The sequence below is a fragment of the Streptomyces rectiviolaceus genome (assembly GCF_039533825.1).
Classification (GTDB): domain Bacteria; phylum Actinomycetota; class Actinomycetes; order Streptomycetales; family Streptomycetaceae; genus Streptomyces; species Streptomyces rectiviolaceus.
The window spans coordinates 1-7,876 of sequence record NZ_BAAAUG010000218.1; the positions used below are offsets into that span (position 1 = coordinate 1).

Below are 7,876 nucleotides of genomic sequence, written 5' to 3' on the forward strand. Positions count from 1 at the left end.
CTTTCGGGCCTGATTCCCAGTCAGCGGGGTTTGTCTTCCCGGCTGTTGGGCCGTTCCGACGTCTCAAACTCTAGCGGTTCTTCCCGGCTACTCATAATCGAGTCCTGGAATTGAATTCGGGCATGCCGAAATCGTTCCCGGTGGGATGTCGTGCAGAGTTTGTTTTGCCGCGTCTCAGCGGCGGGAGGCGCTGTCGCAGAACCGTTACGGCTCTGTGGCAACCCGAAGAACCTTACGGATCGGGTGGGTGACTGTCAAACGCCGTGGTGGGTGCTCGCCCCGGCACTCAACCTGGCGCCCAACCCAGCTCTCAACCCGGCGCTCAGTCCAGGTCGGTGAGGCGTCCGCCCGCGTCCGGCTGGGCGTGCTCGACCCGGCGTAGAAGACGAGTCAGTACTTCCCCGAGGGCGCCGCGCTCCTCCTGGGAGAGGTCCTGGAGGAGGTCCTCCTCGAAGACCGTGGCCAGGCGCATCGCCTCCAGCCACTTCTCGCGGCCCTCCGCGGTGAGCTCGACGATCACTCGTACGCGGTTGGACTCGTCGCGGTCCCGGGTCACCAGACCCTCCGACACCATGCGGTCGATGCGGTGGGTCATGGCCGCCGGCGTGAGGCCGAGGCCCTTGGCGAGCTCGCCGGGGCCCATTTGGTACGGGGCGCCCGAGAGGACGAGGGCCTTGAGGACCTCCCACTCGGCGTTGCTGATGCCGAGGGTCGCGGTCTGGCGCCCGTAGGCGACGCTCATGCGCCGGTTGAGGCGGCCGAGGGCCGAGACGATCTCCTCGACCTGGGGGTCGAGGTCCTGAAACTCCCGCTGGTAGGCGGCGATCTGCTCTTCGAGAGTCGGCTCACTGGGGCCGGGAGTGTCACCCATGGCCCGCAGTATGGCACGCCCTCACTTGGCGTTGAAGTTCTTCTGTGTGTATTGTTTAGACTCTAACTTTAGCTTCGAAGTCTTCACGTCTAACTCTTAAGGTGGGTGAAAGTGACCAGGGCGATGGGCGCAGCGATGCGTCGTATTCAGGTGGGCAGCGCGCTGAGCGCGTTCGGCGTCGGGTTCACGGTTCCGTTCCTCTACGTGTACGTGGCGCAGGTGCGGGATCTGGGGGCCGGTACGGCGGGCATCGTGCTCGCCGCGTTCGCCATGGCCGCGCTGATCGTCCTGCCCGTCACCGGGCGCGTCATCGACCGCCGCGGCCCGCTCCCCGTACTCATGGGAGCCGCGCTGACCGCATCGGTGGGCGCCCTCGCCCTGGGCTTCGCGAACAGTGAGCCGACGGCGATCGTCTCGGCGGCCCTCCTCGGTGCGGGCACCGCGGTGATGCAGCCGGCGCTCGCCACGATGATCGTCTGGTGCTCGACGCCCACCACGCGCACGCGTGCCTTCGCGATGCAGTTCTTCCTGCAGAACCTGGGTCTGGGTATCGGTGGTCTCATCGGCGGGCAGATCGTCGACGAGCACGACCCGGGCAGCTTCATCACGCTGTTCTCCATCGAGGCCGTGATGTTCCTGGTGCTCGCCGCGATCGTCGTGACCGTGCGGCTTCCGCACGCGCCGTCCTTCCAGGACGCCGTGCCCAAGGACGGGTCCGCGCCGCAGAGCGGTCTGCGGGCGCTCCTTCGGCACAAGGCGATGGTGCAGCTGTGCGTGCTCGGCTTCGTGCTGTTCTTCGCCTGCTACGGCCAGTTCGAGTCGGGTCTCTCCGCCTACGGCGTGGAGGCTGCCGGGATCTCGCCGTCGACGCTCGGCATCGCTCTCGCCGCCAACACGGCCGTGATCGTCATCGCGCAGTTCGCCGTCCTGAAGTTCGTCGAGCGGCGCAAGCGGTCCCGGGTGATCGCCGCCGTCGGTCTGATCTGGGCCGTCGCGTGGATCGCGGCCGGGTACGCGGGGATGGGCCACGGCAGCCAGGCCATGGCGACCGCCGCGTTCATCTCGACGTACGCGCTCTTCGGGCTCGGTGAGGCGATGCTGTCGCCGACCGTCGCGCCGCTGGTCGCCGATCTGGCTCCGGCCGGGATGGTCGGTCAGTACAACTCGGCCTTCGCCCTGGTGAAGCAGCTGGCGCTCGCGGTCGGTCCCGCGGTCGGCGGTCCGATGGGGGCCGCGCTGCACGGGCCGTACATCGTGACGTTCCTGCTGTTCTCGCTCGGCATCACGGTGCTCGCCGTGCGGCTTGGGCGGCAGCTCACTCCGCTGCAGAACCAGCCGTACGTCGCGAAGAGCCGGGTCGTCGCTCAGGGCGCCCCCGAGCCCGTACCGGCGAACTCCTAGGTCCTAGGCACTACCCGCGCGGGAGTGCGAATTCGCACCAGACCGCCTTGCCGCCGCCCGGTGTGCGCCGTGAGCCCCAGTTCGAGGCGATCGTGGCGACGATGGCGATGCCGCGTCCCGCCTCGTCCGCGGGCTCGGCTCGGCGGCGCCTCGGCAGGTGGTCGTCGCCGTCCGTCACTTCGATGATCAGTCGGCGGTCCGTGCGGCGCAGGCGCAGGCGCATCGGTGGCGTGCCGTGCTGGAGGGAGTTGGCGACCAGTTCGCTGGCCGCGAGGACTCCCAGGTCGTGCAGTTCGGGCGGGAAGCGCCAGCTGGCGAGGACGCCGGTCGCGAAGGCACGCGCGCGTGGCGCCGCTTCCACGCCACCGAGCAGCTCCAGGGCGGCGTTGCGGAACAGCTCGGCGTCCAGGCCGGTGCGTGCCGGGTGCTGGAGGACCAGGACCGCCACGTCGTCGTCGTGGTCGGCCGTCACTCCCAGGGCGCGGATCAGGCGGTCGCACACCACCTGGGGTGTGCCGGTGGCGCCCGCGAGAGCGCGCTCCAGGGCGGCGACGCCTTCGTCGATGTCCTCGCTGCGCCGCTCGACCAGGCCGTCCGTGTAGAGGACGGCGGTCGAGCCGGGGCCCAGCGGCACCGAGCCCGAGGTGTGCAGCCAGCCGCCGGTGCCGAGCGGCGGGCCCGTGGGCTCCTCCGCGCGGTGGATCGTGCCGCTCTCGTCCCGTACGAGGATCGGCAGGTGCCCGGCGGAGGCGTACACGAGGCTGCCTTCGTTCGGGTCGTGCACGGCGTAGACCATGGTGGCGATCTGGCTGGCGTCGATCTCCGCGGCGAGGCCGTCCAAGAGCTGCAGGACCTCGTGCGGGGGCAGGTCCAGGCGGGCGTAGGCGCGCACGGCCGTGCGGAGCTGGCCCATGACGGCCGCCGCGCGGACGCCGCGGCCCATGACGTCGCCGATGACCAGGGCGGTGCGGCCGCCGCCGAGGGTGATCACGTCGTACCAGTCGCCGCCGACCGCGGCCTCCGTGCCGCCCGGTTGGTACGTGGCGGCGATGCGCAGGTCGTCCGGCTGCTCCAACTCCTGGGGCAGGAGCGAGCGTTGCAGGGTGACGGCCGTCTCGCGCTGGGTGCGCTCGCTGGCCCGAAGCCGCTCGGCGGCCTCCGCGTGGTCGGTGACGTCGGCGGCGAAGACGAGGACCCCGTCGTCCTTGAGGCCCGCGGCGGAGCCGCTCACGGGGAGCGTCACGGGGGTGCAGGTGAAGGTGTACGACCGGCCGCTCGCCGCCTTGCGGGACTTGACCGTGCGCGGCTTGGAGCTGCGCAGGACCTGGTCCAGGAGGGGCAGCAGGCCGAGCTCGTCCAGCTCGGGCAGCGCGTCGCGGGCGGGTTCGCCCACGGGGCGCTCGCCGAACGCCGTCGCGTACGCGTCGTTGACGTACGCGATGCGGTGCTCGGGGCCGTGCACCAGGGCGACGAGGGCCGGAATGCGGTCGAGCACCTCGCGGGTCGGCAGTTCGTCGACGCCTGTGGCGGCGGGGGCGAGGGTGGCGCCCTCCTGGCCGCCCTCGGCGCGGGCCGCAGGGACGGAGCTTTCGGTTCGCTGTGGCGGGGAGATCCCCAGGTCGGTCCGCGCCGCGGCGCGGCGCTGCGTTCCGGGGAGCCGGGCGCTCCAGCGCGTGAAGTTCACTGCGGTAGGCCTCGTGATGTCGCTTCTGGATCGGGCGGGGATTTCCGGCGGTCCTGGCCCGCCCATGGTCACACGAACAGTCTGGCCGACCGGACTGACATCCGTCAGACGCCGGTGTCGCGCGGGGAGTTCCTGCCTCCGGTCAGGAGGACTCCTTCGGGCTTCTGCCCCCGGCCGCGAGTTCGAACTCCGCACGCGGGTGCTCGAGCGATCCCAGGGAGACGATCTCGCGTTTGAACAGGCCGGACAGGACCCATTCGGAGAGCACCCGGGACTTGCGGTTGACGGTGGGCACGCGGCTGAGGTGGTAGACGCGGTGCATGAACCAGGCAGGGTAGCCCTTCAACTTCCGTCCGTAGACATGTGCGACGCCTTTGTGCAGCCCCAGGGACGCGACGGAGCCCACGTACTTGTGCGTGTACTCCTTGAGGGGCTGTTCGCGCAGGGACGCGGCGATGTTGTCGCCGAGCGTCCTGGCCTGGCGTACCGCGTGCTGGGCGTTGGGGGCGCACTCCTTGCCGGGCTCGTCCGCGGTGACATCGGGGACGGCTGCCGCGTCTCCCGCGCCCCACGCGTGCGTGACGCCGTCCACCCTCAGCTGGGCGGTGCAGTCGAGGCGGCCGCGTTCGTTCAGCGGCAGGTCGGTCGCGGCGAGCACCGGGTGCGGTTTGACGCCCGCGGTCCACACGACCGTGCGGGTGGGGAAGCGCGAGCCGTCGCTCAGGACGGCGACCCGGTCCTCGCACGAGTCGAGGCGGGTCTCCAGGCGTACGTCGATGTTGCGGCGCCGCAGCTCACGGACGGTGTACTTGCCCATCTCCTCGCCGACCTCGGGGAGGATCCGCCCGGAGGCCTCGACGAGGATCCACTTCATGTCCTCGGCCTTGACGTTGTGGTAGTACCGCGAGGCGTAGCGGGCCATGTCCTCCAGCTCGCCGAGCGCCTCGACGCCGGCGTATCCGCCGCCCACGAAGACGAAGGTGAGGGCGGCGTCGCGGATCGCCGGGTCGCGCGTCGATGAGGCGATGTCCATCTGCTCGATGACGTGGTTGCGCAGGCCGATGGCCTCTTCGACGGTCTTGAAGCCGACGCCGTGCTCGGCAAGGCCCGGGACGGGCAGGGTGCGCGAGATGGATCCCGGGGCCATGACGATCTCGTCGTACGTGATGTCGACGGCTCCCGAGCCCTCGTCCGCGGTGGCGAGGGTGGTGAAGGATGCCGTGCGCTTGGCGTGGTCGACCGTCTTGACCTCGCCGATGACGATCCTGCATCTGTCCAGGACGCGGCGGAGCGGGACCACGACGTGGCGCGGCGAGATGGAGCCGGCCGCGGCTTCGGGCAGGAACGGCTGGTAGGTCATATAGGGGTCGGGCGTCACCACCACGATCTCCGCTTCGCCCCGCTTCAGCTCCGGTTTCAGCTTCCGCTGGAGGCGCAGCGCGGTGTACATGCCGACGTAGCCGCCGCCCACAACGAGAATGCGCACAGGTTCCTTCACCATCCCATGACGCACCCAGCTCTGGAGTTTGTCCACAGCCTCGTCAATTTGTGTGACCGGTCGTGGCGCGCGGCGCGCCGTCGGGGCCTTGCCGGGGAATCTCGAAGATGTGCAGGTCAGCGAGGGGAGGAAGGGGGAAGCGAGGGGGTGCAATCGGGTCGGAAACGGTGCGTACTCCGATCGAGGGGCGCTCCGTGCGGAACCCACCTCTTCTGAATTGACTCTGGCTCAACTATGTTCGTGTGTCGTCGGGGTGTCGGGGGATGCGCTCGTCGAGTCCAGCTAGAGGGCTCGGGATTCGGGCTTGCTCCTCACACTCCGGTAGTCAATGGCGGGGAGTGTCTCCGGGGGGAGACGTCATTACCGGGGGAATGCGTATGCATATTCAGGAATCTCACTGGACTTCGAGCACTGCGTCGGCATCAGCCGTCGCCACCAGCGGGAACGGACGCGACATGGGGGACGGACCGCGTTCGACGCCGCTGCGTGTGGACGCACAGCGCAATCTCGAGCATGTCCTTCGCGCGGCGCGCGAGGTCTTCGGCGAGCTGGGTTACGGCGCGCCGATGGAGGACGTCGCCCGGCGCGCACGGGTCGGCGTCGGCACGGTCTACCGTCGCTTCCCCAGCAAGGACGTGCTGGTGCGGCGCATAGCCGAGGAGGAGACCTCCCGGCTGACCGACCAGGCCCGTTCGGCGCTCGGTCAGGAGGACGAACCGTGGTCGGCGCTCTCGCGCTTCCTGCGGACGTCCGTCGCCTCGGGCGCGGGGCGGCTCCTGCCGCCCCAGGTGCTGCGGGTGGGCGTCGCGGACGAGGTCGCGGGCGTACGGGACGACGAGGCGCGCGTGCCGCAGCAGCGGCAGGCGGCTCCGGCAGGTCCCGAGCTGCGGCTCGTCGAGCAGCGCTCGGCTCCGGCAGAGCAGTCGGCGGAGTCGGCGGCCGTCGACCCTGGGGCGGTCGCGCTCCTGGACGACGTCGTGCGCCTCGTGGAGCGGGCGCGTGCGGCGGGCGAGCTGCGCGCGGACGTGACCGTGTCGGACGTGCTCCTGGTGATAGCCACGGCTGCGCCCTCGCTGCCGGACGCGGCGCAGCAGGCCGCGGCGTCCTCGCGGCTGCTCGACATCCTGCTCGAGGGGCTGCGGTCGCGCCCCACGGTGTGACGCGGTTCGGGGTGGCTCAACTCCCGGTAAACATACGGCTGTTGAGCCTTCCCCGAATGAGTGAACGGTAGTGCTCGAATACGGGAAATCACCTCGGACGGGTGGTTGACCGTCATCGCCGTTCGCCGTAGCACGGCCGTATGGCACTCTTTCCCGGATGGCCGGGTCTGAGTGTGCAAGCGGGGGCTTCCGCGATGAGTGGTGACGGGCGGGACGAGTCGTCCTCCGCCTTGGGCGAAGAGGCCGGAGGGCTGCCTTCTCGGCAGGTGCCGAGCCAGGGCGGACCCGGTTCCGGTGGCGGTCGCAGCGACGCGGATCCCAGCGTTCCGCCGCAGCGGGCAGCGGCCGAGGCCGGAGCCCCCCTGTCCGGGGACGGTCCCGCGGCCGACAGCGACTTGATCGCCCAGATGCGGGCGGGCGACGACACGGCGTACGAAGAGCTGTACCGAAGGCACGCCGAAGCGGTCCGCCGGTACGCCCGCACGTGCTGCCGTGACGCCCACACCGCCGACGACCTCACGGCCGAGGTCTTCGCGCGGATGCTGCAGGCGGTGAGGGGCGGCAGCGGACCCGAGCACGCGGTGCGCGCGTATCTGCTCACCACGGTGCGCCGCGTCGCCGCAGGGTGGACGAAGTCGGCGAAACGGGAGCAACTGGTCGAGGACTTCGCGGTGTTCGCGGCGCAGGCCGCCCGCAGCTCCGAGGTCTCCGACGACGACACTCTCGACCTGGGCGCGGACGTGCGCGCGATGCACGAGGCCGAGCAGTCCATGGCCATGCAGGCCTTCCGGAGCCTTCCGGAGCGCTGGCAGGCCGTGCTGTGGCACACGGAGATCGAGGACGAGTCCCCGAGCGACGTCGCCACGCTCTTCGGGCTCGACGCCAACGGCACACGGGTGCTCGCCAAGCGGGCGCGCGAGGGTCTGAAGGAGGCGTATCTCCAGGCCCATGTGAGCACCACGCTCACCGAGAGCGAGGAGTGCGCTCGCTACGCGGACCGGCTCGGTGCCTACGCCCGCGGCAGTCTGCGCACACGGGCCGAGCGCGGTCTTCGCAAGCACATGGAGGAGTGCGCCAAGTGCCGTCTGGCCGCCGGCCAGATCAAGGAAGTCGCCAGCGGTATCCCGGGTGTCGTGCCGATCGCGGTCATCGGCTGGTTCGGTGCGGCCGGGTACGCGAAAGTGGCCGTGCTCGTCGGCGGTGGCGCCGCGGGTGCGGCGGGCGCAGGTGCCGCGGGTGCGGCGGCGGCGAGCGGCGGATCG

Annotated in this window: 6 protein-coding genes; 3 read left to right on the forward strand and 3 right to left on the reverse strand. The window is 70.5% G+C overall.

The window, feature by feature from the left end:
- Nucleotides 1-322: 322 nt before the first annotated feature.
- Nucleotides 323-871 carry a MarR family winged helix-turn-helix transcriptional regulator gene (locus ABD378_RS41855; protein WP_344530350.1) on the reverse strand — a complete coding sequence of 183 codons (549 nt, stop codon included), beginning with the start codon at nt 869-871 and terminating at the stop codon, nt 323-325.
- 123 nt (nt 872-994) lie between these two features.
- Between ABD378_RS41855 and ABD378_RS41860 the strand changes: the two genes are divergently transcribed.
- Entirely contained in the window at nt 995-2,272 is a 1,278-nt protein-coding gene (locus ABD378_RS41860) for an MDR family MFS transporter (RefSeq protein WP_344530361.1), read from the forward strand.
- Nucleotides 2,273-2,282: 10 nt separating this feature from the next.
- Here the strand turns inward: ABD378_RS41860 and ABD378_RS41865 are convergent, their stop codons facing one another.
- Nucleotides 2,283-3,956, reverse strand: coding sequence for an ATP-binding SpoIIE family protein phosphatase (locus ABD378_RS41865; RefSeq protein ID WP_344530352.1), 1,674 nt, complete (start codon nt 3,954-3,956; stop codon nt 2,283-2,285).
- 142 nt (nt 3,957-4,098) lie between these two features.
- Entirely contained in the window at nt 4,099-5,457 is a 1,359-nt protein-coding gene (locus tag ABD378_RS41870) for an NAD(P)/FAD-dependent oxidoreductase (RefSeq protein WP_344530355.1), read from the reverse strand.
- Between the two features lie 374 nt (nt 5,458-5,831).
- On the opposite strand from ABD378_RS41870, the gene ABD378_RS41875 reads away from it, so the two are divergent.
- Both ABD378_RS41875 and ABD378_RS41880 read left to right on the forward strand, forming a co-directional pair.
- Complete coding sequence (locus ABD378_RS41875; RefSeq protein ID WP_344530357.1) at nt 5,832-6,614, forward strand: TetR/AcrR family transcriptional regulator; 783 nt, start codon at nt 5,832-5,834, stop codon at nt 6,612-6,614.
- 194 nt (nt 6,615-6,808) lie between these two features.
- Nucleotides 6,809-7,876, forward strand: a 1,068-nt coding sequence (locus ABD378_RS41880) for a sigma-70 family RNA polymerase sigma factor (protein ID WP_344530359.1), incomplete at its 3' end; no start/stop codon positions are given.